Origin of the sequence: Pseudomonas sp. 10B238 (genome assembly GCF_000970615.1) — a bacterium.
Taxonomy (GTDB): Bacteria; Pseudomonadota; Gammaproteobacteria; order Pseudomonadales; family Pseudomonadaceae; genus Stutzerimonas.
In genome coordinates, this window is the sequence record NZ_KQ033927.1 from 374,683 (window position 1) to 397,509 (window position 22,827).

The 22,827-nt window shown below is 60.9% G+C and carries 22 protein-coding genes; 11 read left to right on the plus strand and 11 right to left on the minus strand.

From position 1 onward, the window contains the following. Window positions 1–39 precede the first annotated feature (39 nt). The 4 genes from arsH to arsJ all read left to right on the plus strand — a co-directional run bounded on the left by arsH (window position 40) and on the right by arsJ (window position 3,557). Window positions 40–753, plus strand: a complete 714-nt coding sequence (gene arsH / locus RT21_RS01615; RefSeq protein WP_046161311.1) for an arsenical resistance protein ArsH — start codon at window positions 40–42, stop codon at window positions 751–753. Window positions 754–907: 154 nt separating this feature from the next. Then, the gene (locus RT21_RS01620) at window positions 908–1,234 is read left to right on the plus strand and encodes a YnfA family protein (protein ID WP_045431817.1); all 327 of its coding nucleotides are present in this window, start codon (window positions 908–910) and stop codon (window positions 1,232–1,234) included. 16 nt (window positions 1,235–1,250) lie between these two features. Continuing rightward, window positions 1,251–2,258 carry an ArsJ-associated glyceraldehyde-3-phosphate dehydrogenase gene (locus RT21_RS01625; RefSeq protein ID WP_046161312.1) on the plus strand — a complete coding sequence of 336 codons (1,008 nt, stop codon included), beginning with the start codon at window positions 1,251–1,253 and terminating at the stop codon, window positions 2,256–2,258. Window positions 2,259–2,324: 66 nt separating this feature from the next. Beyond that, a complete protein-coding gene (gene arsJ / locus RT21_RS01630) occupies window positions 2,325–3,557 on the plus strand; it encodes an organoarsenical effux MFS transporter ArsJ (RefSeq protein WP_046161313.1) in 1,233 nt (410 codons plus the stop codon). Window positions 3,558–3,578: 21 nt separating this feature from the next. Here the strand turns inward: arsJ and RT21_RS01635 are convergent, their stop codons facing one another. From RT21_RS01635 to RT21_RS01675, 10 genes are all read right to left on the minus strand, one after another. Then, on the minus strand, window positions 3,579–5,270 hold the full coding sequence (locus RT21_RS01635) for a PAS domain-containing hybrid sensor histidine kinase/response regulator (RefSeq protein ID WP_046161314.1): 1,692 nt from the start codon (window positions 5,268–5,270) through the stop codon (window positions 3,579–3,581). Next, window positions 5,254–6,417, minus strand: coding sequence for an alcohol dehydrogenase-like regulatory protein ErcA (ercA, locus tag RT21_RS01640; RefSeq protein WP_045427226.1), 1,164 nt, complete (start codon window positions 6,415–6,417; stop codon window positions 5,254–5,256). Before ercA ends, RT21_RS01635 begins: the two co-directional genes overlap by 17 nt. A 113-nt stretch (window positions 6,418–6,530) precedes the next feature. Next, window positions 6,531–8,414: an alpha/beta hydrolase family protein gene (locus RT21_RS01645; protein ID WP_046161315.1), complete on the minus strand. Its 1,884-nt coding sequence runs from the start codon at window positions 8,412–8,414 to the stop codon at window positions 6,531–6,533. 40 nt (window positions 8,415–8,454) lie between these two features. Next, a complete protein-coding gene (pqqE, locus tag RT21_RS01650) occupies window positions 8,455–9,609 on the minus strand; it encodes a pyrroloquinoline quinone biosynthesis protein PqqE (protein ID WP_046161316.1) in 1,155 nt (384 codons plus the stop codon). Beyond that, on the minus strand, window positions 9,581–9,859 hold the full coding sequence (gene pqqD, locus RT21_RS01655; protein WP_046161317.1) for a pyrroloquinoline quinone biosynthesis peptide chaperone PqqD: 279 nt from the start codon (window positions 9,857–9,859) through the stop codon (window positions 9,581–9,583). Before pqqD (RT21_RS01655) ends, pqqE (RT21_RS01650) begins: the two co-directional genes overlap by 29 nt. Window positions 9,860–9,975: 116 nt before the next feature. Continuing rightward, entirely contained in the window at window positions 9,976–10,728 is a 753-nt protein-coding gene (pqqC, locus tag RT21_RS01660) for a pyrroloquinoline-quinone synthase PqqC (RefSeq protein WP_046161318.1), read from the minus strand. Between the two features lie 91 nt (window positions 10,729–10,819). Further along, window positions 10,820–11,731 (minus strand): pyrroloquinoline quinone biosynthesis protein PqqB, encoded by a 912-nt coding sequence (gene pqqB, locus RT21_RS01665; RefSeq protein ID WP_046161319.1) that lies wholly within the window; start codon window positions 11,729–11,731, stop codon window positions 10,820–10,822. Between the two features lie 49 nt (window positions 11,732–11,780). Next, window positions 11,781–11,852 (minus strand): pyrroloquinoline quinone precursor peptide PqqA, encoded by a 72-nt coding sequence (pqqA, locus tag RT21_RS23130; protein ID WP_003253598.1) that lies wholly within the window; start codon window positions 11,850–11,852, stop codon window positions 11,781–11,783. A 160-nt stretch (window positions 11,853–12,012) separates the two neighbouring features. Then, window positions 12,013–13,128, minus strand: coding sequence for an oxidoreductase (locus RT21_RS01670; RefSeq protein WP_046161320.1), 1,116 nt, complete (start codon window positions 13,126–13,128; stop codon window positions 12,013–12,015). A 240-nt stretch (window positions 13,129–13,368) separates the two neighbouring features. Then, window positions 13,369–14,889 carry an acetaldehyde dehydrogenase ExaC gene (locus tag RT21_RS01675; protein WP_045427207.1) on the minus strand — a complete coding sequence of 507 codons (1,521 nt, stop codon included), beginning with the start codon at window positions 14,887–14,889 and terminating at the stop codon, window positions 13,369–13,371. A 231-nt stretch (window positions 14,890–15,120) separates the two neighbouring features. Between RT21_RS01675 and pqqA (RT21_RS23900) the strand changes: the two genes are divergently transcribed. From pqqA (RT21_RS23900) to RT21_RS01700, 6 genes are all read left to right on the plus strand, one after another. Next, the gene (gene pqqA, locus RT21_RS23900) at window positions 15,121–15,375 is read left to right on the plus strand and encodes a pyrroloquinoline quinone precursor peptide PqqA (protein ID WP_196766699.1); all 255 of its coding nucleotides are present in this window, start codon (window positions 15,121–15,123) and stop codon (window positions 15,373–15,375) included. Between the two features lie 55 nt (window positions 15,376–15,430). Further along, complete coding sequence (gene pqqD, locus RT21_RS01680) at window positions 15,431–15,724, plus strand: pyrroloquinoline quinone biosynthesis peptide chaperone PqqD (RefSeq protein WP_046161321.1); 294 nt, start codon at window positions 15,431–15,433, stop codon at window positions 15,722–15,724. Next, a complete protein-coding gene (gene pqqE, locus RT21_RS01685) occupies window positions 15,693–16,838 on the plus strand; it encodes a pyrroloquinoline quinone biosynthesis protein PqqE (protein ID WP_046161322.1) in 1,146 nt (381 codons plus the stop codon). Before pqqD (RT21_RS01680) ends, pqqE (RT21_RS01685) begins: the two co-directional genes overlap by 32 nt. An 84-nt stretch (window positions 16,839–16,922) precedes the next feature. Beyond that, entirely contained in the window at window positions 16,923–17,426 is a 504-nt protein-coding gene (locus tag RT21_RS01690) for a urate hydroxylase PuuD (RefSeq protein ID WP_046161323.1), read from the plus strand. Next, the gene (gene serC, locus RT21_RS01695) at window positions 17,407–18,507 is read left to right on the plus strand and encodes a 3-phosphoserine/phosphohydroxythreonine transaminase (RefSeq protein ID WP_046161324.1); all 1,101 of its coding nucleotides are present in this window, start codon (window positions 17,407–17,409) and stop codon (window positions 18,505–18,507) included. Before RT21_RS01690 ends, serC begins: the two co-directional genes overlap by 20 nt. Beyond that, on the plus strand, window positions 18,500–19,345 hold the full coding sequence (locus RT21_RS01700) for a dihydroorotate dehydrogenase (RefSeq protein WP_046161325.1): 846 nt from the start codon (window positions 18,500–18,502) through the stop codon (window positions 19,343–19,345). The genes serC and RT21_RS01700 overlap by 8 nt, the downstream gene beginning before the upstream one ends. 139 nt (window positions 19,346–19,484) lie before the next feature. Here RT21_RS01700 and RT21_RS01705 read toward each other — a convergent pair whose 3' ends face one another. Continuing rightward, on the minus strand, window positions 19,485–21,263 hold the full coding sequence (locus RT21_RS01705) for a PQQ-dependent methanol/ethanol family dehydrogenase (protein ID WP_046161326.1): 1,779 nt from the start codon (window positions 21,261–21,263) through the stop codon (window positions 19,485–19,487). Window positions 21,264–21,547: 284 nt separating this feature from the next. Here RT21_RS01705 and RT21_RS01710 point away from each other — a divergent pair, with 284 nt between their 5' ends. Then, window positions 21,548–22,783: an ABC transporter substrate-binding protein gene (locus RT21_RS01710; RefSeq protein ID WP_046161327.1), complete on the plus strand. Its 1,236-nt coding sequence runs from the start codon at window positions 21,548–21,550 to the stop codon at window positions 22,781–22,783. Window positions 22,784–22,827: the final 44 nt, after the last annotated feature.

The following is a 22,827-nucleotide window of genomic DNA, read 5'->3' on the forward strand; positions in this document are numbered from 1 at the left end:
TGACTTGGCGCGTATCGGCACCCTGATGCGAGAACACACATGAACGACGATTTGCCCAATATCGATTCCGAGCGCCTCGACCTGCCCAGCCTGGAAAAGCTCGGCCTGCCGAACGATCTGGAACACAAGCCACGCATTCTGTTGCTGTATGGCTCGAACCGTGAACGCTCATTCAGCCGCTTGATGAGCCAAGAAGCCGCGCGCCTGTTGGAGGCAATGGGTTGCGAGACGCGGATCTTCGACCCCTCCGGCCTGCCACTGCCTGACGACGCCCCGGAGTCTCACCCGAAGGTCCAGGAGCTTCGCGATCTGGTTATTTGGTCCGAAGGTCAGGTGTGGTGCTCGCCGGAACGTCACGGGGCGATGAGCGCGGTGTTCAAGGCGCAGATAGATTGGGTGCCGCTTAGCATGGGGGCGGTCCGCCCGACACAGGGCAAGACGCTCGCGCTGATGCAGGTCTGTGGTGGCTCGCAATCCTTCAACGCGGTGAATCAGATGCGCGTATTGGGCCGCTGGATGCGCATGGTCACGATCCCCAACCAGTCATCGGTACCCAAGGCGTTTCTGGAGTTCGACGACGCCGGTCGAATGAAACCGTCGGCGTATTACGACCGGGTCGTAGACGTGATGGAGGAACTGATCAAGTTCACGCTGTTGGTGCGTGGCCGCGGCGGCTACCTTGTCGATCGCTACTCGGAGCGCAAGGAATCGGCCGAAGCTCTGTCAGCGCGTGTCAACCAACGCTCGATTTGAAGCCAGGAAGGTCAACCATGCCGCATGCCAATGAGGTTCTCGGTATTCAGGAGCGCACAGCTCGCTTGAATTTCGCACCATGCCTCAGGGCTCGTGGCACCAGGCTAAACGAGGTCCATGTTTGGCTGGCTCGCACAATGTGGCGACTGATCTGATGCTGAAGACCTTTGGCTTGTTCGCCATCACGGCACTCGCCGAGATCGTCGGCTGCTATCTGCCCTACCTGTGGCTTCGTCAAGGCAAAAGCGCCTGGCTGCTGGTACCTGCTGCGGCATCACTGGTGCTGTTTGCCTGGCTGTTATCGCTGCACCCGACAGCCGCAGGACGTGTGTATGCCGCCTATGGCGGCGTTTACATCGGCGCTGCAATCGTCTGGCTGTGGATCGTCGACGGCATCAGGCCTACCGGCTGGGATCTGCTGGGTTCGGCCATCGCCTTGCTAGGCATGGCCATCATCATGTTCGCGCCTCGCGGCGCCTGACTTAGGGGAATCAACCATGACAATCAAAGTTGGTATCAACGGCTTCGGCCGGATTGGACGTCTGGCACTGCGCGCAGCCTGGGATTGGCCAGAGCTGGAGTTCGTCCAGATCAACGATCCCGCCGGCGACGCAGCCACCCACGCCCACCTGCTGAACTTCGACTCGGTGCACGGCCGCTGGCAGCACGAAGCGAGCAGTGACGGCGACTGCGTTGTCGTCGATGGCAAGCGCGTCCGAGTCACTGCAAACAAGGCCATTGCAGATACCGACTGGTCCGGCTGCGATCTGGTAATCGAAGCCAGTGGCAAGATGAAGACTGTGGCCGTGCTTCAGGGCTATCTGGACCAGGGGGTCAAGCGTGTTGTGGTCAGCGCGCCGGTCAAGGAAGCCGGAGCGCTCAATATCGTCATGGGGGTTAATGACGCGCTGTACGATCCGGCACAGCACCGGATCGTTACCGCGGCCTCCTGCACCACCAATTGCCTTGCACCGGTGGTCAAGGTCATCCATGAACACCTCGGCATCCGCCATGGTTCGATCACAACCATCCACGACCTGACCAACACCCAGAGCATCCTCGATCAGCCACACAAGGATCTGCGCCGCGCCCGAGCCTCGGGCATGAGCCTGATCCCGACTACTACCGGTTCGGCGACGGCGATTGCGGAGATATTCCCCGAGCTGCGCGGCAAGCTCAACGGCCATGCGGTGCGGGTCCCGCTGGCTAACGCCTCACTGACCGACTGCGTTTTCGAAGTCGAGCGAGCCACCTCTGTCGATGAGGTTAATCAGCTTCTGAGCGCCGCGGCCAGCGACGGTCCGCTCAAGGGCATTCTCGGTTACGAAGAGCGCCCATTGGTTTCAATCGATTACCGCACCGATCCACGCTCCTCGATCATCGATGCCCTGTCGACCATGGTCGTCAACGGCACGCAGGTGAAGCTCTACGCCTGGTACGACAACGAGTGGGGTTACGCCAACCGCACCGTGGAACTGGCACGCAAGGTGGGCCTGGCCGATTGACCCGAACGCAGGGCGCTGGGGTTCCAGCGGCCTTGCGCTCATTCCACAACGCAACGGGACTCCATCATGCACGCCCTCTCCCGCCTCGCACCGGAGGTTCGCCAGTATCTGCTGGTGACCGGTAATTATTGGGCTTTCACCCTGACCGACGGCGCGCTGCGCATGCTGGTCGTGTTGCATTTTCACGCGCTCGGCTACACACCGTTGCAAATCGCGGCCCTGTTTCTCTTCTACGAAGTGTTCGGTGTCATTACCAATCTGGTCGGCGGCTACCTGGGGGCAAGGCTTGGGCTCAATCGCACCATGAACATCGGCTTGGCCATGCAAGTCGTGGCGTTGCTGATGCTCACCGTGCCCGCCACATGGCTGACGATTCCGTGGGTGATGGGTGCGCAAGCGTTGTCAGGCATCGCCAAGGACCTGAACAAGATGAGCGCCAAGAGCTCAATCAAACTCCTGGTGCCTGAGGGCCAGCAAGGCACACTGTACCGGTGGGTGGCCGTCCTGACCGGATCGAAGAACGCACTCAAAGGTGTTGGCTTTTTCCTCGGCGGCGCCCTGCTTGCGGCTATCGGCTTCCGCGGGGCTTTGCTGGTCATGGCCGCTGCGCTGTCGCTGATCTGGGTTTCCAGTCTTGTGCTGCTGAAAAAAGACTTAGGCAAGGCCAAGGCGAAACCGAAGTTTCGCGAATTGCTTTCCAAGAGCCGAGCCATAAACGTTCTGTCAGCAGCCAGGCTGTTCCTGTTCGGCGCGCGTGATGTCTGGTTCGTGGTGGCGCTGCCGGTCTATCTGTCTGCCGTATTTGGCTGGGATTTCTGGCAGGTAGGCGGCTTTCTCGCGCTATGGGTGATCGGATACGGCATCGTCCAGTCGCTGGCTCCGGCTATCACGGGCAAGAACCGTGGTGAGGTGCCGGACGGCCGCTCGGCGTTCGTTTGGGCGTTGCTGTTGGCGGGCCTGCCGGCAGCAATAGCGCTAGGGCTGGGTACGGAGTGGTCGCCCCAGACGGTACTGCTTGGGGGCTTACTGCTGTTTGGCACGATCTTCGCCATAAACTCGTCGCTGCACAGCTATCTCATCGTGTCCTATGCCAAGGCCGACGGCGTGTCGTTGGACGTCGGCTTCTATTACATGTCCAACGCGCTGGGCCGGCTGGTCGGCACCCTGCTGTCCGGTTGGGTCTACCAAGCGTATGGGCTTGAGGCCTGCTTATGGGTATCGAGCGCCTTCGTGCTGCTGGCCGCATTGATATCGATGGGCCTGCCCCGTCGTCATCAGGCAGCCCCGCAAGACAGTTGAGCGCAGCCTGTTCCGCTTCCTTCAGCTGGTTTCGGTGCGTGCGGGGCCGTCGCTGAGCAAGTGACTCAGAACTGAGCGCAGCTTCCCGGCCTTGACGGGTTTGTTCAGCACCGGGACACCAAACCCTTGCAGCTGGCGGCGACATTGGTCACTGCGATCGGCCGTCACCATGACCGCTGGGATTGCCTGCGCAAAGTGTTGCCTCAGCGCAGTGACCACGTCCCATCCCGTTACACCCTGATCGAGGTGGTAGTCGGCGAGGATCACCTCCGGCGGCGATCCGCCGAGCACCGCCAACGCCGCTTCTAGGTCAGTGGCAGTCAATACTTCGCAACCCCACTGCCCCAGCAACGCGGCCATGCTGTGCAGGATGCTCAGCTCGTTATCCAGGACCAGCAAGCGACGGCCCGGTAACGGATTGCCAAGTACCGGCATCAGCATTGGCGCTTCGGCAGGCGTCTGCTCCGGCAGATCGGCCAGCGGTACATCAATGCTGAACACAGAGCCTCGCCCCAACTGAGAACGCACCTGAATCGGATAAGCCAGCATTGAGGCAATACGATCGACGATGGCCAGGCCGAGCCCGACCCCGGCGCGTTCGGTGGCGCGCTGCACACCCAGCTGATTGAACTCGAGGAAGATCGACTGCATCTGATCCGACTCGATGCCTCGCCCCGTGTCCCATACCTCGATACGCAGGTGTTCGCCGCGTTTGCGAGCGCCTAGCAGCACTCGGCCTTGATCGGTGTAGCGGCAGGCATTGCTGAGAAAGTTGCGCAAAATGCGTGTCAGCAGCCGGAAATCGCTGCTTAGCGCATACGCTGGGATGTAATGATCGAAGCCAAGGCCTGCGGCTTCGGCTACTGACTGGAATTCGGACACGAGGGGCAACAACACTTCGTCGAGGCGATAAACCTCGATGTCGGGCTTGATCGCCTGTTGATCCAGTTTGGAGATGTCCAGCAAATCAGTCAGCAAGTCTTCGGCGCCCTCGAGCGCCTGATGCGCTCGCTCCACCAGGTTCGCTTCGGCATCCGGTAAGCCGCGCTCACGCAATGTCGAGATCAAAAGGCGCGCCGCATTGAGCGGCTGCAACAGGTCATGGCTGGCAGCGGCTAGATATTTGTCCTTGCTGTGGTTGGCTTGCTCGGCCGCGTCCCGGGCCTTGCGCAGCTCGCAGGTGCGCTCGGCGACCCGGTGTTCCAACTGTTCGTTGAGCTGTAGCAAGCGCATCTGCGCCAGCTTGCGCTCGGTGATGTCGGCAACGAAGCCTTCAACCAGGCCATCTTCTTCCGGCTTCAGCAGCAGGTTCATCATGACGTCGATGGGGCTGCCGTCCTTGCGCCGCAGACGGGTCTCATATCCGAACAAGCCTTGCTGGGTAGTCAGGGTACGGCGAATCTGCCGAAGCTCGTCTTCGCCACCAATGAACAGGTGATGTGACAGGTCGGTCAGGCGCCACAACGTTTCGTCTGGGCTTTCGTAACCAAGCATCCTTGCCAGCGCCGGATTGGCTGCGCGAATACCTTCCTGCAGGCTGGCCTGGAAAATGCCGTGCACGGCGTGTTCGAACAGCCATTTGTATCGGTTGCGCTCGGCCTCCAGCTCTTCAAGGCGAGCGACCAGTTCGGGGTAGTGGCTTTTGCGGGCCGAATGAGTGCCTAACCCGAGCAGCCCGGCAAGGGCATCGTCCTGTTCAGAGTGCTTCGGCATAGACCACTTCAACATCGCGCTGGGTCGACGAACGGGGGTTGGTCAGGATGCAAGGGTCTTGCATTGCGTGCTGCGAGAGGAACGGGATGTCGGAGAGATTCACCCCGTGTAAGCCGAGCGTTTCGTTGAAGCCAATGGCCTGCTTGAGGCTGATCAGATGTTGCATGAGTCGTTCACGAATCTGCCGATGGCTCAGCCCGCGGCTGTCTATGCCCAGGGTTTCCGCCACCACCTTGAAGCGATCCGGCGCCGAATCGTAGTTGAACGCCACTACATGTTCGACCAATACCGCATTGCACAGGCCATGCGGCAAATCCAGATATCCGCCAAGGCTGTGAGACATCGCATGCACTGCGCCGAGAATCGCATTGGAGAAGGCCAGGCCGGCCTGCATGCTGCCGAGCATGATCTTTTCGCGCAGTTGAATATCGGCCGGATTGGCGATCATTTCCACCAGATGGCCGTTGATCAGCCGCATCGCTTCCAAGGCGTGAGGATCGGTCAGCGGGCCATGGCCCGTCGAAACAAAGGCCTCGATGGCATGCACCAGCGCGTCAATACCCGTACAGGCAGACAGGAACGGATCCATGCTGAGGGTGGTTTCCGGATCGATCAGCGAGACGTCCGGTACGGCGCCCTTGCTGACGATGGAGAACTTCATCCGTTCGGACTGGTTGGAAATGATCACGAACTGCGACACATCGGCCGATGTGCCGGCAGTCGTTGGGATCAGGATCAGCGGCGGGCTGGGCACCCGTAACGTATCGACACCCTCGAACTCAACGATATTGCGACCGTGGGCCACCGCGATGCCGATGCCCTTGGCGCAATCCATCGGGCTCCCGCCACCGACCGCTACGATGACGTTACAACCTTCGCTGCCATACACCTCGGCGCCGAGCATCACTTCCTCGGAGCGAGGATTGGCCGAGACCTGAGTGAACAAGTGAAACTCGATGCCCTGTCGTGCCAGGCTCGCCTGGACATCGCCGACCCATCCGGCAGCGACAACCCCCGGATCGGACACCAGCAGCACCTTGCGCGCGCCAAAATTCTTCGCATAGTTGCCGGCGCTATGCCGACAGCCTGCACCAAACACGATCTCGGGCGAGACAAACTTACGGTGCAGGCTCAGATTAGGGCTCATACGGCGGCCTCTGGTTATTATTTGTTACTTTCGGCAAGCCTACTGCTTTCCCGCACCAAAGCAATCAACAAAAAGGCGCATGTCTCGACCATGCAGCGGGCACGGTCTTTCGATCAGGCAAGCAGGCCCTGATAGAAGTGACATTCGCGCTGCAGCGCATCGGACAGATTGCTTGCCTGGCGAAAGCCGTGGCGCTCGTCTGGATAGAGGCAATATTCCACCCGCAGGCCCTGCTCGCGCAGCGCTGCAACCATTGACTCGGTCTGCTCGGGAAGCACCACAACGTCCTGACCGCCTTGCAGGAAGATCATCGGAACCCGAATCTGTGCCGCGTTGTTTAGCGGCGTGCGTTCCCGGTACCGCTGGGCGTCGCGCACCGGATCTCCGATCAGCCAATCCAGGTAGTCCGCCTCGAATTTGTGGGTGACCCGACGCAACGCCAGTGGGTCGCTGACCCCGTACAGGCTGGCGCCGCCTGTAAATCCGGCATCGGCGACCAATGCGCAGAGTGCGCTATAGCCGCCGGCGCTGGAGCCACGAATGAAGGTCTGCGCCGGATCGATCTGACCGCGCACGGCCAACGACTGCACCGCCGCGCAGGCATCCTCGACTTCCACCACACCCCAGTTGCCGCGCAAGCGCTGCCGGTAGGCACGCCCAAACCCGCTGCTGCCACGGTAATTGATGTCGGCGACGGCGAAACCGCGTTGGGTCCAGTACTGAATGCGCGGATCGAAGACCGGATAGCTGGCCGAGGTCGGCCCGCCATGCATGAACACAACCAGCGGTGGCTTCTCCCCGGGCAAGCCGCGGTGGTCCGCATTACACGGCGGATAGAAGAAAGCGTGCGCGACTTCCTCCTGCCCGGTGGAAAAACTGAACGGTTGTGCACGAGACAGCTGCTCAGCCGGCAATGGTTGCTCGCCGCCGGCCAGTATCGTGGTCTCGCCGTTGAGACGGTTGATTGCCAGTACGGCGGGCACCCGGTCCGGCGCTCCGGCAAGGCAATAGTAATGGTGGTCATCCACGGCCAACTGGCGACAACGGCTGTACTCGGACGCGAGCTGTCGCTCGTTGCCCTCCGTGTCATGCTCGAACAGCAAGCCGTACCCGTCCACCAGTCGGGTCGACAACCAAGCACCCTCGGTGAGTGGCAGGTAGCTTACGGTCGCTAATTGCCAAGGCGCGGGAGCGTGGTCGAAGCGATGGCGGACAAAGCGATCCACCGGCACCATTGAATCGCCCTGGCTCTGCCAGGGTTGCCACCAACCGGCGCGGTCGGTCAGGCAAAACAGCGTGCCGTCCCCGGCGAAGCGAGGCTGTTGCAGCGATTCCGTACCCTCGGCGCCTGCTAGACACACCGGCTGATCGAGCCGCCCGTCAGGCAGGTAGTTGGCCATCCAGAGGCTGGTGGCCGTCCAGGGCTGCTCGGGGCGATGCCACTGAATCCAGGCCAAACGCTCGCCAGCGGCATCCAGTGTTGGCGCAGCATAGAAGTCAGCGCCTTCGGCAAGCAGTTTGTGCTCGCCCACAAGCGAAACGCTCACCAGTCGATGCACGACGCTCTTGTCATGGTGGGTTTCCTCCACCGCGACGATTGCACCTCGGCGGTGATCGTATTGCAGGTCGCCATAACGGCAGCGAGGGCGCGAGGTGAGCGCCACCGGCTGGCCAGCCCTCGTACCGGCAAGCGGTTGCAGATAGATTTGCTGGTCGCTTTCATTGACGAAAGCAACGCCTTCATCGGTCAGGCAAAGTGCACCACCACCGTATTCGTATACCCGACTGCGCAGGGAAAACTCAGCCGGTGTCAGGCACTGCGCCGTGCCGTCGCGCCAGTGCCAGAGGGTGCAACGCGCATCGGCGGGATCGTACTGAATCCAGAACAAGCCGCCATGTCCGGCACGCAGCTCTGCGAAGTCGCGGCTGGCCGAGGCGGCTTTTTCGGCGGTCCAGTCGCTGCTCCAGAAGCCATACGACGTTTCGGTTTTGGTCATATCGATCGGTTCCGGTCGGTCAGGCATGCCCCAAACGGACCTATACCTTGAGAATCAGCTTGGACGCCTTCTCGTTACGGAAAGTCAGCTCATCCAGCCCGCGCGGGGCCTGCTCGGCCTCGATGCGTGCAGCGAGAATCTTGTCATGGTGCGCGGATTTGCTGCATACCGGATCCGCATTGGCGGCGTCGCCGGTGAGCATGAAGGCCTGGCAGCGGCAGCCGCCGAAGTCTTTTTCCTTTTCATCGCAGGATTGGCACGGCTCGGGCATCCAGTCGAAGCCGCGAAACTTGTTGAAGCCCATCGAGTGCTTCCATATCTGCTCGATGCTTTGCTCAAGCACGTTGGGAAAGGTGATGGGCAGTTGGCGTGCGCTGTGGCAAGGCAGCGCCGTGCCGTCCGGGGTGATGTCGAGAAACAGATTGCCCCAGCCGTTCATGCAGCCCTTGGGACGCTCTTCGTAATAATCGGGCGTGACGAAGATCAGCTTGCAGGGGTGATTCTCGGCAGCGAGCTTGTCACGCCATTCATTGGTGATCCGCTCGGCACGTACCAGTTGTTCCTTGCTAGGTAACAGCCCGGCGCGGTTGAGCTCGGCCCAGCCATAGAACTGACAGGTCGCGAGCTCGACGAAGTCAGCTTCGAGTTCCAGGCAGAGCTGGATGATGCGGTCGATGTTGTCGATGTTGTGCCGATGGGTGACAAAGTTAAGCACCATCGGATAGCCGTGCGCCTTGACCGCCCGCGCCATGGCAAGCTTCTGGGCGAACGCCTTTTTCGACCCGGCGAGCAAGTTGTTCACTTCCTCGTCAGCGGCCTGAAAACTGATCTGTATGTGGTCGAGCCCAGCGTCGGCGAACGAGGCGATCTTCTCCTCGGTGAGGCCGATGCCTGAGGTGATCAGGTTGGTGTAATAGCCCAGGTCCCGTGCCGCCTTGATCAGCTCGGCAAGATCCTGACGGACCAAGGGTTCGCCACCGGAGAACCCCAGTTGCGCTGCGCCCATCTCGCGCGCCTGGCGGAACACCTCGATCCACTCGGCAGTGCTCAGCTCATCGTGGCTGCGAGCGAAATCCAGCGGATTGGAGCAATACGGGCATTGCAGTGGGCAGCGATAGGTCAGCTCCGCCAGCAGCCACAGCGGCGGGCCGGGCTCGAAACCTGGTTTAGCGAAGCTCGATCCAGAACCGTTCAACGGCGACCTCCAGAAATGCAACGATGTCTTCCTCGATGCCCTCGGCATCGGGGAAGCGGCTCTGCAGGATGGCGACAATTGCGCCGACACTCCGGGTGCCATCCACTTCGCCCAGGACCGCTGATGCGCTCTCGTTCAGCTTGATCATGCCCTCGGGATACAGCAGCACATGGCAGTTCTGCGCCGGTTCCCATTGGAAGCGGAAACCGCGGCGAAAAACCGGGATCTGGGTCAGTTGGATATCGCTCATGGTCCTCTGTCTCGCCAGTGAAAACATCATCGGTAAGGGCTGGTGGGCTGAAGCCCACCCTACAGCTTATATGCGAGGGCTGCGGCCAATCGATCACAGGTCGCTCAGTCAAGCAGTCAGAACGTGATGCCCTTGTGCCAGACACGCTCGCTCGTCACCGTGTGGTATGGCGGACGATCCAGCTCATAGGCCATGCTCATGGCATCTAGCATGCTCCACAAGACATCGAGTTTGAATTGAAGAATGTTCAGCATGCGCTCCTGAGCATCGCGCGTCTTGTAGTGTTCCAGCGTGATCCGCAGGCCATGCTCGACGTCGCGGCGTGCTTCCTTCAGGCGTTTGCGGAAGTAGTCGTAACCGGGTGCATCTATCCAGCTGTAGTGCTGGGGCCAGGCGTCCAAACGCGACTGATGGATGGTCGGGGCGAACAGCTCGGTGAGCGAGCTGCTGGCCGCCTCCTGCCAGACGGCGCGGCGGGCGAAATTGACATAGGCGTCTACGGCGAAGCGCACGCCCGGCAGCACCAACTCCTGGGACAACACCTGCTCACGGTCCAGGCCCACGGATTCAGCCAGGCGCAGCCAGGCTTCGATACCCCCCTCCTCGCCTGGGCTGCCATCGTGGTCAATGATCCGCTGGACCCATTCGCGGCGGGTATCGCGATCCGGGCAGTTAGCCATGATCGCTGCATCCTTCACCGGAATGCAGACCTGATAGTAGAAGCGGTTCGCGACCCAGCCCTGAATCTGCTCGCGGGTCGAGCGGCCTTCGTACATGGCGCGATGGAAGGGATGATGGATGTGGTAGTAGTCGCCCTTGGCGCGTAGCGCTGCTTCGAACTCGGACGGAGTCATGGCTGGCAGGGTCATAAGAACTTCCTTACGGGTTGTGCGGGCTGTTCCTCCAGGCACAGTTGAGCGCCTTCAGCCACTGATTTGGTGAGCTGCGGGTCGTTCTACCCTACAGCTCGATACTCATGCCATCGAACGAGACTTCAATCCCGTGCTCGTCGAGCACCGCCCGTTCGGCTGAGTCCTCGTCGAGGATCGGATTGGTGTTGTTGATATGGATGAGAATCTTGCGCGCAGCCGGCATGCCGTCGAGCACCTCGATCATGCCGCCTGGGCCGCTCTGATGAAGGTGGCCCATTTCGCTGCCCAGTTTGGTGCCGACTTCGCGCACGCGCATTTCGTCATCGCGCCACAGGGTGCCGTCGACGAGAAGGCAATCGGCACCGCGCATCAGTTCCAGCAGTTCAGGGCTGACCTGGCCCAGACCCGGCGCATAAAACAGCGTGCCGCCGGTTTTACGGTCTTCGATCAACAGGCCGATGTTGTCGCCGGGATGCGGGTCGTTGCGGTGCGGCGAATACGGCGGCGCTGAACTGCGCAGCGGGATCGGGGTGATGTTGAGGTTTGGGCAGGTCGCGATGGTGAAACTGCCTTCCAACGCGATCGGATTCCAGCGCAGACCGCCGTTCCAATGTTCAAGCATCTTGAACAGCGGAAAGCCGGTGCTCAGATCCTGATGAACCATCTCGGTGCACCAGACTTCGTGTGGGCAGCCCTCACGCAGCGTCAGCAGGCCGGTGGTGTGATCGATCTGACTGTCGAGCAGGATGATCGCGCCAATGGCGGTGTCTCGGGGGCCGCGAGCTGGTTGTAGCTTAGGGAAGGACTCAAGCTGAGCGCGAATGTCCGGCGAGGCGTTGCAGAGAATCCAGTTCTCGCCGTCATCACTGATTGCAATCGACGATTGAGTGCGGGCTTTGGCACGCAAGCTACCGTTGCGCAGCCCGGCACAGTTGACGCAATTACAGTTCCACTGAGGAAAGCCGCCGCCAGCAGCCGAACCTAAAATCTGGATGAACATGGGCAGCTCCCAAAAAAACGGAGCCCCGACCAGGGCCGGGGCCGATCAATCAGCGATTGGCGAAGTACATGGTGACTTCGAAACCAATGCGCAGGTCGGTAAAAGCAGGTTTAGTCCACATGGCTGATTCCTCTCTTTTGTGATGACGGAAGTATTCCGACAACTCATTAAGCACCCTACCCCGTCAAAAGCGGAATGGTACTTTGGAAGGAGACAGCGCTCTGCATTGGTAGTGCCTTGGCTGTCGCCGGTTTTCAAGCAACGCGAGATGACACGTGCATTCAGCGGCGCACGGCGGAACGACCATGGGTGCCCCGCCAGGCCAGTTCGTTGGTGATGGTCGCCATTGGCGAGAACATCTCGTAGTCGAATGCGCTCAGGGGTGCCTTTTCCTGTACCCGCAACGGCCAATCATGGTTCGCCAGCGCCGCCTTGCCGATCGCCAGGAAATCCAGCACGCCGGCGTCGAGCAATTGCTGCGCCTGTTCGCCCGTGCCGATGGCGCCATTGCCGATGATCGGAATCTCGACGGCACCTTTGGCGATTGCCGCCAGGCTTTCGCCTTCCTCGAACGCCGGTGCACTTATGTCGCCTTCGGTCACGTGGATGTAGTCGAGCCCCGCGGAGGCTAGCGTGGCGAAACGATAGCGCGCCGCTTCAACCCCACCGTCCCATTTAAGCTGGCTGTCCGTGACCATGCTTTGCGACAGCCGCATACCGACGACGAACCCCGCCCCGACCGCCTCGCGTACCGCACGGATGACTTCCAGCGGCAGGGCCAGTCTGGCCTTGTAGTCACCGCCCCAGCGGTCGGTGCGCTGATTGAACTCGGCGGTCATGAATTCGTGCAGCAGGTAGCCATTGGCGCCATGCAACTCCACCCCATCGAAACCGGCGTCACGCGCATGTTTCGCAGCCTGGACGAAGCCGGCAATCGCTTCATGGATTTCCGCTTCGGTCATCTCTGCGGGTGTCGCATACGGACCTTCGCCGCCGTAGAAGCTTAACTGTCGCCCGCCCGGCTGAACGGCCGACGGCGCGACGTGGCGGGCGTGGTGGATATTGCCTTGAGCCTGCGCGCCGCCATGCATCAGCTGAGCGATGATCGCCGCTCCCGCCTGGTGTACCGCGCTGACGATCGGCACCCAGCTGTCACGCTGAACCTCGGTGGCCAGGCCCGGCTGGTTCAAATATCCCTGGCTGTAGGCGGTGTCCGTATAGGTGCCTTCGGTAATCAACATGCCGAAGCCGCCCTCTGCGAATGCCTGGTAATAGTCGCGCATCAGTTCGTTGGGTTGCCCTTCCGGCTCGGCGCTGACGCGAGTCATCGGAGCCAGCACGGCGCGGTTGCGTAGGCGCAGCTGATTCAGCTGGACGGGTTCGAGCAATTGGGGCATCAGCAAGTCCTCATGAAACATGGGTCGTGCTGAATCTGAGGTGCAACGGGCGTTGGAGTTCGCTGCGTGCGATCGCTGGGCTTTAGCCACGCATAAAAAAACGCGGCCTTTGGGGCCGCGTTGCGTTGATGGACCACCGCCCGAACCCGGTCGGTCAGTGATCCCCGCACTGATAGCGTGCGAGCAAGTCAGCCGGCGCGCTGGAGCGAACGCGCCGGGTCCTACGAGTCAGTACCGGGCTTAGAAGAAGCCCAGCGGGTTGATGTCGTAGCTGATCAGCAGGTTCTTGGTCTGCTGGTAGTGATCGAGCATCATCTTGTGCGTTTCGCGACCGACACCGGACTTCTTGTAGCCACCGAATGCAGCATGCGCCGGGTACAGGTGGTAGCAGTTGGTCCATACGCGACCAGCCTTGATCGCCCGGCCCATGCGGTAGGCGCGGTTGATGTCGCGGGTCCACAGGCCGGCACCCAGGCCGAACTCGGTGTCGTTGGCAATCGCCAGGGCTTCGGCTTCATCCTTGAAGGTGGTGATACCGACCACCGGGCCGAAGATCTCTTCCTGGAACACGCGCATCTTGTTGTTGCCCTTGAGCAGGGTCGGCTGGATGTAGTAACCGCTGGCCAGATCACCTTCCAGACGCTCGGCCGCGCCGCCAGTGAGCAGCTCGGCGCCTTCGTCCTGGGCGATCTGCAGGTAGCTGAGGATCTTGTCGTACTGCTGCTCGGAGGCCTGGGCACCGACCATGGTCTCGGTGTCCAGCGGGTTGCCGCGTTTGATCACCTTGATCTTCTTCATCACCTCGACCATGAAGGCGTCGTAGATCGACTCCTGCACCAGGGCGCGGGATGGGCAGGTGCACACTTCGCCCTGGTTGAAGAACGCCAGTACCAGGCCTTCGGCGGCTTTTTCGATGAACTGCGGCTCGGCGTTCATGATGTCTTCAAAGAAGATGTTCGGCGACTTGCCGCCCAGCTCCACGGTCGACGGGATGATGTTCTCGGCGGCGCACTTGAGGATGTGCGAACCGACCGGGGTGGAACCGGTAAAGGCGATCTTGGCGATACGCTTGCTGGTGGCCAGGGCCTCACCGGCTTCGCGGCCGTAGCCCTGCACTACGTTGAGCACGCCTGGCGGCAGCAGGTCGCCGATCACCTCCATCAGCACGGTGATCGACAGCGGGGTCTGCTCGGCCGGCTTGAGCACGATGCAGTTGCCGGCGGCCAGGGCCGGGGCGAGTTTCCAGGCGGCCATCAGCAGCGGGAAGTTCCACGGAATGATCTGCCCGACCACACCCAGGGGCTCATGGAAGTGATAGGCGGCGGTGTGTTCGTCGATCTCGGCGGCGCTGCCTTCCTGGGCGCGGATGCAACCGGCGTAGTAACGGAAGTGGTCGGCGGCCAGGGGCACGTCGGCGTTCAGGGTTTCGCGCACAGCCTTGCCGTTGTCCCAGGTTTCGGCCACGGCCAGCAGTTCGAGGTTGGCTTCGATACGGTCGGCGATTTTCAGCAGCACCAGGGCGCGGTTCTGTACCGAGGTTTTGCCCCAGGCATCGGCGGCGGCATGGGCGGCATCCAGAGCATGCTCGACATCCTCGACCCCGGAGCGCGGGAATTCGGCGATGACTTCACCATTGACCGGCGAGGTGTTGACGAAATACTCACCCTTGACCGGCGGGACAAACTCACCGCCGATGTAGTTGCCATAGCGTGGCTTGAAGGAAATGACGGAGCCTTCCGTACCGGGTTGGGCGTAGATCATGAGCGGCCTCTCTAATTTTTCTGCTTGTCGGAGCCTGACCGGACATGGACAGGACATGGAACGATCTTAGGCAGCCAAACCGCTTGCCCGGAATGCCCCCAAGGGACAGATGCGCTCCTCATTTGGTAGTAGATGCCAAAACCGGTGCGCAGCCGCCACAGGCATCTGAGCGCCCCAAAAGGCGCGCCATGCGCCTGAAAAAAACCGTCAGATTAGGCCGCCCCAGCTCACATGCAATTGACCATGCGCAAGGGCAGTCCGCTGCCCAGCGAATGTTTTTTTCATGCCACAAAAACGCGACCAAATGCCCAGAAAAACGGCCCGAAAGTCTCATTAGTCGAGCGTCAAAAGCGCCTTAGCTTCGAGCCGCAACATTGGTTTTCCCAAAACGTTTGCTTAAGGAGATATGCCATGCAGTGGATCGATCCGGACTTCTGCGACTTGCGTCTGGGCTTTGAAGTCACCGCGTACGTTTACGTGCGCTGAGCCCCCACCGGCGTGATCGCAACCGCCTTCACGCCGGTCGAGCGAGGAAATGGACATGACCGCAACAAGTATTTCGCCGCTGAGCTGCTATGAGATCCGCCCGCCCTTTCTGTTTCGCTGGGAAGAATCGCAGCAAGCGCACGTACTGCTCTATCCCGAGGGCATCGTCAAGCTGAACGCCACCGGTGGAGAGATATTGAAGCGCTGCGACGGCAAGACCCGTGTCGTTGAGCTAATCGAGCAATTGGCCCAAAGCTACAACGCATCCGATATCGACGCGATCCGTAACGGTGTCCTGAATTTCCTGGAGGTATCTCATGGCAAAGGCTGGATCCGCGCTAAGGCTTGATGGCAACGGCAACCCCGTCTGGCTGCTGCTGGAGCTGACCTATCAGTGCCCGCTGCAATGCGTTTTCTGCAGCAATCCACGCAACTTCGCCGATTACCGCCAAGACGAGCTGAGCACCACCGAGTGGATCGATGTAATGGCCCAGGCCCGCGCCATGGGTGCGATGCAGATCGGCTTCTCCGGCGGCGAGGCCACGCTGCGCAAGGACCTCGAAACGCTGGTCGCCGAGGCTGACCGCATGGGCTACTACACCAACCTGATCACTTCCGGCATCGGCCTGACCGAGGCGCGCCTACGCGCCCTGAAGGATGGCGGGCTGCGGCACATCCAGCTCGGTTTTCAGTCCACCGACCGTGACGTGGCGCGTGAACTGGCCGGTGTCGACGCCTGGGAGCGCAAACTGCGCATGGCGCGGCTGATCAAGGCAATGGACTTCCCCATGGTGCTCAACGTACCGATCACCCGGCAAAACATCGCTCAGGTGCCGGACATCATCGAGTTCGCCGTTGATCTGGGAGTGGAGTACCTCGAACTGGCGAACGTGCAGTATTACAACTGGGCGCTGCTCAACCGCGATGCACTGATGCCGACCCATGCCGAACTGCAGAAAGCTGAAGACGAGGTGCACAAGGCACGCGAGCGTTTCGGTGATCGCCTGACCATCTTCTTCGTCATTCCTGACTATTACGAAGGTCGTCCCAAGGCGTGCATGAACGGCTGGGGCGCCATTCACGTCACCATCGCGCCGAACGGCAACGTGCTGCCCTGCTCCCAGGCCAGCGCCTTCAAAGACCTCACCTTCCCCAACGTGCGGCAGCAACGACTGGAGCAGATCTGGCACGACTCGCCGGTGTTCAACCTCTACCGTGGCGACACCTGGATGCCAGAACCCTGCCGCAGCTGTGACGATAAGGAAAAGGATTTCGGCGGCTGCCGCTGCCAGGCGCTGCTGCTGACCGGCGACGGTGCCAACACCGACCCGGCCTGCAGTAAATCCCCACATCATCAGCTGATTCGCCAGGCGGTTGAACTGGCGCAGGATGCCACTCGCCCGCAAGGCACGCTGATCGCCCGACAGGCCAGTCAGGGGGTGGAACTTGAAACTGCCCCATGATTCGTTCAGCGGCACTGTCAGCGCCGGCCTCGCACTCACGCTCGGTTGCTACTTGCTGCTGCGTTTCTGGCTGGTGAACTGAGCATGCAGATGCCGATCCTCGATCTGCTGGCCCGCTACGCGCACCTGCTGTTCGCGCTGGTCTGGGTCGGCCACAACTATACCAACTTCATCCAGAACCCACGCTTCGTGCCGCTGCAGAACGGCATCGACACCGCCACGTTGAACCGCGATCTGGAAGCGCGGATGAAACGTGAGCACGGCATCTTCCGCTATGCCTCTGTGGTGGTCTGGATATCCGGCATGTTCATGCTCTGGCAACGCGGCTGGCTGGTCGATGCGCTGCTGCTGCAGGGTCCGCTGGCGGTGATCGGCCTCGGCGCCTGGATTGGCACGCTGATGCTGCTCAACCTCTGGCTGGTGCTCTGGCCGCATCAGAAGAAGCTGCTCGGCTTTGTTCCGGCGACTCTGGAAGAGCGCGTGCGCTGCTCGCGAATAACCTTCCTCTCGTCGCGCAGCAACACCATCCTGTCCTTTCCCCTGCTGTTCCTCATGGCGAGTGGTGGTCATGGCCTGCATCTCTTCTGACCCGACTGAGCGCTACAGTTTTGCCGCCGGCCCGGCAATGCTGCCGAGTGCAGTGCTAACGCAGATTCAGAACGAATTGCCGGACTGGAACCGCAGCGGCTTCTCCTTACTTGAACAACCGTTCACCAGCCCCGCGTTCAAGCAGCTGATGGTCGAAACCGAACAGAACTTACGCAAGCTGCTGGCGGTTCCTAACAACTATCGGGTGCTCTTTGCTCAAGGTGGCGCCTCGGCGCAGTTCGGCCTGGTGCCGCTCAACCTGTTGCAGCCCGGGCAGAGCGCCGACTATCTCGAAAGTGGCCACTGGGCGTGCAAAGCGATTGTCGAGGCGCGTCGACATTCACCGGTCAATGTCGTCGCCAGCGGTGCGGCAGATGGCTTCAGCGCCCTGCCGAAGCGGGAATGCTGGCAGCTCGATCCCCACGCAGGTTATTGCCACATCACTAGCAACGAAACCGGAAACGGTCTTCAGCTACGCGATTTTCCCGATGTGCCGGTGCCGCTGGTGGCTGACATGACGTCGGACTTTCTTACCCGCCCCATTCCGGTAGAGCGCTTCGGCCTGATCTACGCCAGCGCTCAGAAGAACTTCGGCATCGCCGGGCTCTGTCTACTGATCGTGCGCGAGGATCTCTTGCGATCACCGCAGCGTGGCCTCCCAGCGGTATTCAGCTTCAAGGTACAGGCCGAGCAACAGAGCCGCTTCAACACGCCACCGACCTTCGCGCTGTATGTCGCTGCGTTGATGCTGCGCTGGATCGAGGCTCAGGGCGGACTCGCCGCAATGGAAGCACATGCGCGCGAAAAGAGTCAGCGGTTATACCGCTGCATTGAGGCTGGAAGCTTCTACCGCTGCCGCCAACAGGCTGCGGATCGCTCAAGCATCAATGTCTGCTTTGAACTGGCAGATGCGCGATTGCTCCAGCCCTTTCTTGCCGATGCAGAGCGCAACGGCCTGTTTCATCTGCAGGGACACAGCCATGTCGGCGGCGTCCGCGCCAGTCTTTACAACGCCATGCCTCTGGCGGGCGTGGATCGACTGGTCGCCTTCATGCGTGATTTCGAGAGCCGTCATGGCTAAGCCGAACAGTGTCCGGGCAATCAGCAGCCGTCTGGCGCAAAGGCTCGCGATGGACCTTTGCTGCTTGGCGTGTCACTTCTCGACTTATCAAGCCAATCAACCGGTCACGGTAATGGGCCTGCCGTTCCCCTCGCCGTTAGGTATCGCTGCAGGATTCGACCGTTACAGCAGGCTCGGTCGCCGCGCGGCGCTGCTGGGCTTTGGTTTCAATGAAGTTGGCAGCCTGACGGCAGATGGTTTCGCCAGGCTGTCGCCTGTAAAGGATGGTCAAGCACGTCTAGGCCTGAGCCTGACTCTGGACGCCAGCCAATCTTGGACTGAGACCTGCGCCCTGCTACAGACTGCCTGGCCGCTGGCGGACTATCTGGTGCTCAATCTGATCGGCCCTGCCAGCGTCCGGCTGGTCGAAGACCCTGATCGGTTGCACCGACTGCTCTCGTTGTTGCGACATCAGCAACACGCCCTGAACACAGCGGGAAATCGCAGTGTGCCCCTGCTCGCAAAGTTGCGTTGCCTGCCGGAACAGGTGCCTGAGTACCTAACCGAAGTGCTGCTGGAGTTGGGTTTCGACGGCTTGATCGCTGCGCATGACCCAGGGCCGCCAGCGACACGGCAGCGTTACCGCGCCTGGCAGGATGACCGACAACAGATGCAAGCCTGCATGCAGATCGAACAGCTGCACCGCCTGTGCGGCACCGATCTGGCGTTGATCTCGGTCGGAGGAGTACAGACCGCAGGCCACCTCCAGGCGCGCCTCGACGCAGGGGCTCAGCTTATCCAGGTGCATGGAGCCCTGATGCGTCAGGGGCCTTGGCTTGCTCGGCGGCTATGCGGATGAGTCCGAGCTAAGCAAAGCCGCACAGGAGCTTGGCCATCCGCGAAACTTGGCTGTTCGAGGATCAACGCTGCCGCCCAATACCCGTAAATTTCCCATAAAAAAGGCCGGCATAAGCCGGCCTCGTTTTCTTGGTGCTTAATCAGCGCTTGGCGACTACCTGCTCCTTCGGCAGTTTGAAGGTCCAGACCATGCCGCCCTGGTTGAAGTCTTTGATGCGCTTGGCAACCTCGCCACCCCACAGTGGAACTGCACCGCCCCAGCCAGAAAGGACCGATACGTACTGTTCGCCATCCATTTCCCAGGTAACCGGAGAACCGATCACGCCGGAGCCGGTGTTGAACTCGTAGACCTTCTCACCCGTCTTGGCGTTGAACGCCATCAGGAAGCCTTCCGGGTTACCGGTGAACACCAGGTTGCCCTTGGTTGCCAGAACGCCGCCCCACAGTGGCGCGTAGTTCTTGTAACGCCAGACTTCCTTGCCGGTTTTCGGGTCAATGGCGCGAAGCACGCCAATGTATTCCTCGTTCAGCGGGTGGATAGTGAAGCCAGCGCCCAGGTAAGCCGCGCCTTTCTTGTAGGCGACGCCTTCGTTCCAGATGTCCATGGCCCATTCGTTAGACGGCACGTAGAACAGTCCGGTGTCCTGGCTGTACGCCATTGGCATCCAGTTCTTACCGCCGAGGAAAGACGGCGCAACAGTCACGGACTTGCCCTTGTCCGCATCGCCTGGTGCGCCAGGACGGTTGGCGTCGTCATAGATCGGACGTCCATCCTTATCCAAACCCTTGGCCCAGGTGATCTTGTCCACGAACGGGAAGCCGCGAATGAATTTGCCGTTGGTCCGATCGAGCACGTAGAAGAAGCCGTTACGGTCCGCGGTACCAGCGGCCTTGATGGTCTTACCACCGTCCTGGTAATCGAAGGAGATCAGCTCGTTGACACCGTCATAGTCCCAGCCGTCATGCGGCGTCGACTGGAAGTGCCACTTGATCGAGCCGTCGTCCGGGTCCAATGCCAAACGCGAAGACGAATACAGGTTGTCGCCTGGGCGTAGGTGCGAGTTCCACGGTGAGGGGTTGCCGGTACCGAACAGCAGCGAATCGGTGTCTGCGTCGTAGTAGCCACCCAGCCAAGGCGCTGCACCGCCGGTCTTCCAAAGATCGCCCGGCCAGGTTTTACCGGCTTCGCCGCCAGAGATGCCGTTTTCGACCTTTTTGCCATCCTTCATCACGTAGCCCATGTGACCTTCGACGGTCGGACGGGACCACAGCAACTCGCCATTCTTAGGGTCGAACGCCTGGATCATGCCAACTACGCCGAACTCACCGCCGGCCAGGCCAGTGATCAGCTTGCCTTTTACCACCATCGGCGCGGCAGAAATCGAGTAGCCAGCCTTGTAGTCAGCCACGGTCTTTTTCCAGACGACCTTGCCGGTGTCCTTGTTCAGCGCGACCAGCTTGGCATCCAGCGTGCCGAAGATCACCAGGTCGTCATACAGCGCCACGCCACGGTTGATCACGTCACAGCAAGGCATGATGCCATCCGGCAGGCGGGCGTCGTACTGCCACAGTTCCTTGCCGGTACGGGCGTCGATCGCAAATACGCGTGAGTAGGAGCCGGTGACGTACATCACACCATCTTTAATCAGCGGCTGCGCTTCCTGGCCACGTTGTTTTTCACCCCCCAGGGAAAAACCCCAAACCGGGCGCAGCTGGCTGACGTTCTCAGTGTTCAGTGCATCGAGTGTGCTGTAGCGCTGGCCTTGCAGCCCCAGGCCGTTAGTAACGATCTGATCGGTGGACTTGGCGTCATCGAGGATTTCCTGATCGGTGACTGCCCATGCCGACACGCTGGACAATGCCATGGCGGCGCAAAGCGCTGTCAGGGCGAAGGGCTTGCGAAGACCGGTGTGCTTCATTGCGGCTACCTCTACGGGTTCATTGTTATCGTCGCCGGGAAGTTTTCCCGGTCTAGTAGCGATTCTTGGATCTAGCCGCTCCTGTAACAATTACACGCAGTACCGATTTTCCTCCTCCCTTGGTAGCAATACTCCACGAAGGGCCCGTCATCCTTGCGCCATGATGGCCAAACCGGGCTACCGCACCGGCACCGAAGTTGAAGCCGGTGTGCCCGAAAAGACAATTCCTAGCGCAACGCTCGAGTCTTACAACGGACGCCCCTCCGCTCACAAGGACACGAGCCATGCGCCGCCTGATGATCTGCAGCTTCCTGTTGGTATTGGCCGCCACTGCCAACGCCGCCCAGCCGATTCGGCTGGGCTTGAATTACCCAAGCACCGGTAACTACAAAAGCGAAGGTCTGGAGCTTCGCCGCGGCGCCTTGCTCGCTATCGAGACCCTCAATCGACAGGGCGGCGTACTGGGCCGGCCGCTCGAGCTGATCAGCCGCAACACGGCCGCCCGCGAAGAGAAGGCGCGAGCCAACATCGAAAAATTCGCGGCCGAGGGCGCCACGATGGCATTCGGCGGCGCTACCAGCGAGGAGGCCATAGCCGCCGGCCAGCGCGCCCGCGAGCTGGGCCTGCTGTTCTTCCCCACGCTGGGTTACGCCAACGCAATCACCGGACACGACGGCCAGCGTTACCTGTTTCGTGAAACCAACAGTGCCTGGATGAGTGCGCGCGTGCTTGGCGAGTACCTCAGCTGGCACCTGCCGAACCGCCGCTACCACTACGTCAGCCTCGACGACAACTGGGGCCACAGCATGGAGCAGGCACTGCGCGAAGCCACCCGCAGCCGTGACCGAGCACGCCACGGATTCTCGCGGATCAGCGCCAGGGGTGCGCGCCATGAGGAGTACCTCGCCGCGCTGAAAAAAGCCGCCTCCAGCGACGCGGATGTATTGGTCATCGTCTTGCTCGGCCAGGATCTGGTGCAGACCATGCGTCTGGCGCATGACCTCAAGCTCGACCAGCGGATGCAGATTATCGTGCCCAACCTGACCGGTAGCATCGTCGAGCAGGCCGGGCCGCAGGTGATGGAGCATGTCATTGGCACGGCAGCCTGGACCTGGCGCGTTCCTGCGCTGGTTAAAAGTGAACAGGGCCAAGCATTCGTCGATGCCTATATCGCTCAGCATCAGCGCTACCCGGACAGTACTGCCGCCTCGGCCTACGCCATCGTTCAGCAATGGGCCGCAGCCGCTAACCGCACTGGCAGCCTGCACAGCGAAAAGATCATCAAGGCGCTGGAAGATCACCGCTACAGCCTGCTCAAGGACGAACAGTACTGGCGCAGCTTCGACCATCAGAACGTACAGAGCATCTATGCGGTACGGGTCCGGTCGCGTAGCGAAATCATGCAGGACAGGTTCAAGCAGGATTACTTCAACATCATCCATCGCATGGACGGCGAAGCGGCGGCTCCGAACCTTGACGAGTGGCAGGAGGAACGCGGTGACGAGCTGAGCTTGCGCTAGCAATAGCACCGTACCGTCTGTCGCAAGAGGGCTGCGGGTCTGCG

What these genes read in the sequence shown, in the direction of transcription:
- RT21_RS01700 (WP_046161325.1), top strand. Translation starts at nt 18,500, where the DNA reads ATGGCTAAGCCGAACAGTGTCCGGGCAATCAGCAGCCGTCTGGCGCAA.
- pqqD (WP_046161317.1), bottom strand. Translation starts at nt 9,859, where the DNA reads ATGAGCGATATCCAACTGACCCAGATCCCGGTTTTTCGCCGCGGTTTC.
- RT21_RS01635 (WP_046161314.1), bottom strand. Translation starts at nt 5,270, where the DNA reads ATGCCGAAGCACTCTGAACAGGACGATGCCCTTGCCGGGCTGCTCGGG.
- RT21_RS01690 (WP_046161323.1), top strand. Translation starts at nt 16,923, where the DNA reads ATGCAGATGCCGATCCTCGATCTGCTGGCCCGCTACGCGCACCTGCTG.
- serC (WP_046161324.1), top strand. Translation starts at nt 17,407, where the DNA reads ATGGCCTGCATCTCTTCTGACCCGACTGAGCGCTACAGTTTTGCCGCC.
- RT21_RS01620 (WP_045431817.1), top strand. Translation starts at nt 908, where the DNA reads ATGCTGAAGACCTTTGGCTTGTTCGCCATCACGGCACTCGCCGAGATC.
- RT21_RS01645 (WP_046161315.1), bottom strand. Translation starts at nt 8,414, where the DNA reads ATGACCAAAACCGAAACGTCGTATGGCTTCTGGAGCAGCGACTGGACC.
- pqqE (WP_046161322.1), top strand. Translation starts at nt 15,693, where the DNA reads ATGGCAAAGGCTGGATCCGCGCTAAGGCTTGATGGCAACGGCAACCCC.
- RT21_RS01675 (WP_045427207.1), bottom strand. Translation starts at nt 14,889, where the DNA reads ATGATCTACGCCCAACCCGGTACGGAAGGCTCCGTCATTTCCTTCAAG.
- pqqC (WP_046161318.1), bottom strand. Translation starts at nt 10,728, where the DNA reads ATGACCCTGCCAGCCATGACTCCGTCCGAGTTCGAAGCAGCGCTACGC.
- RT21_RS01670 (WP_046161320.1), bottom strand. Translation starts at nt 13,128, where the DNA reads ATGCCCCAATTGCTCGAACCCGTCCAGCTGAATCAGCTGCGCCTACGC.
- RT21_RS01625 (WP_046161312.1), top strand. Translation starts at nt 1,251, where the DNA reads ATGACAATCAAAGTTGGTATCAACGGCTTCGGCCGGATTGGACGTCTG.
- arsH (WP_046161311.1), top strand. Translation starts at nt 40, where the DNA reads ATGAACGACGATTTGCCCAATATCGATTCCGAGCGCCTCGACCTGCCC.
- arsJ (WP_046161313.1), top strand. Translation starts at nt 2,325, where the DNA reads ATGCACGCCCTCTCCCGCCTCGCACCGGAGGTTCGCCAGTATCTGCTG.
- pqqB (WP_046161319.1), bottom strand. Translation starts at nt 11,731, where the DNA reads ATGTTCATCCAGATTTTAGGTTCGGCTGCTGGCGGCGGCTTTCCTCAG.
- ercA (WP_045427226.1), bottom strand. Translation starts at nt 6,417, where the DNA reads ATGAGCCCTAATCTGAGCCTGCACCGTAAGTTTGTCTCGCCCGAGATC.
- pqqD (WP_046161321.1), top strand. Translation starts at nt 15,431, where the DNA reads ATGACCGCAACAAGTATTTCGCCGCTGAGCTGCTATGAGATCCGCCCG.
- RT21_RS01710 (WP_046161327.1), top strand. Translation starts at nt 21,548, where the DNA reads ATGCGCCGCCTGATGATCTGCAGCTTCCTGTTGGTATTGGCCGCCACT.
- RT21_RS01705 (WP_046161326.1), bottom strand. Translation starts at nt 21,263, where the DNA reads ATGAAGCACACCGGTCTTCGCAAGCCCTTCGCCCTGACAGCGCTTTGC.
- pqqA (WP_196766699.1), top strand. Translation starts at nt 15,121, where the DNA reads ATGCAATTGACCATGCGCAAGGGCAGTCCGCTGCCCAGCGAATGTTTT.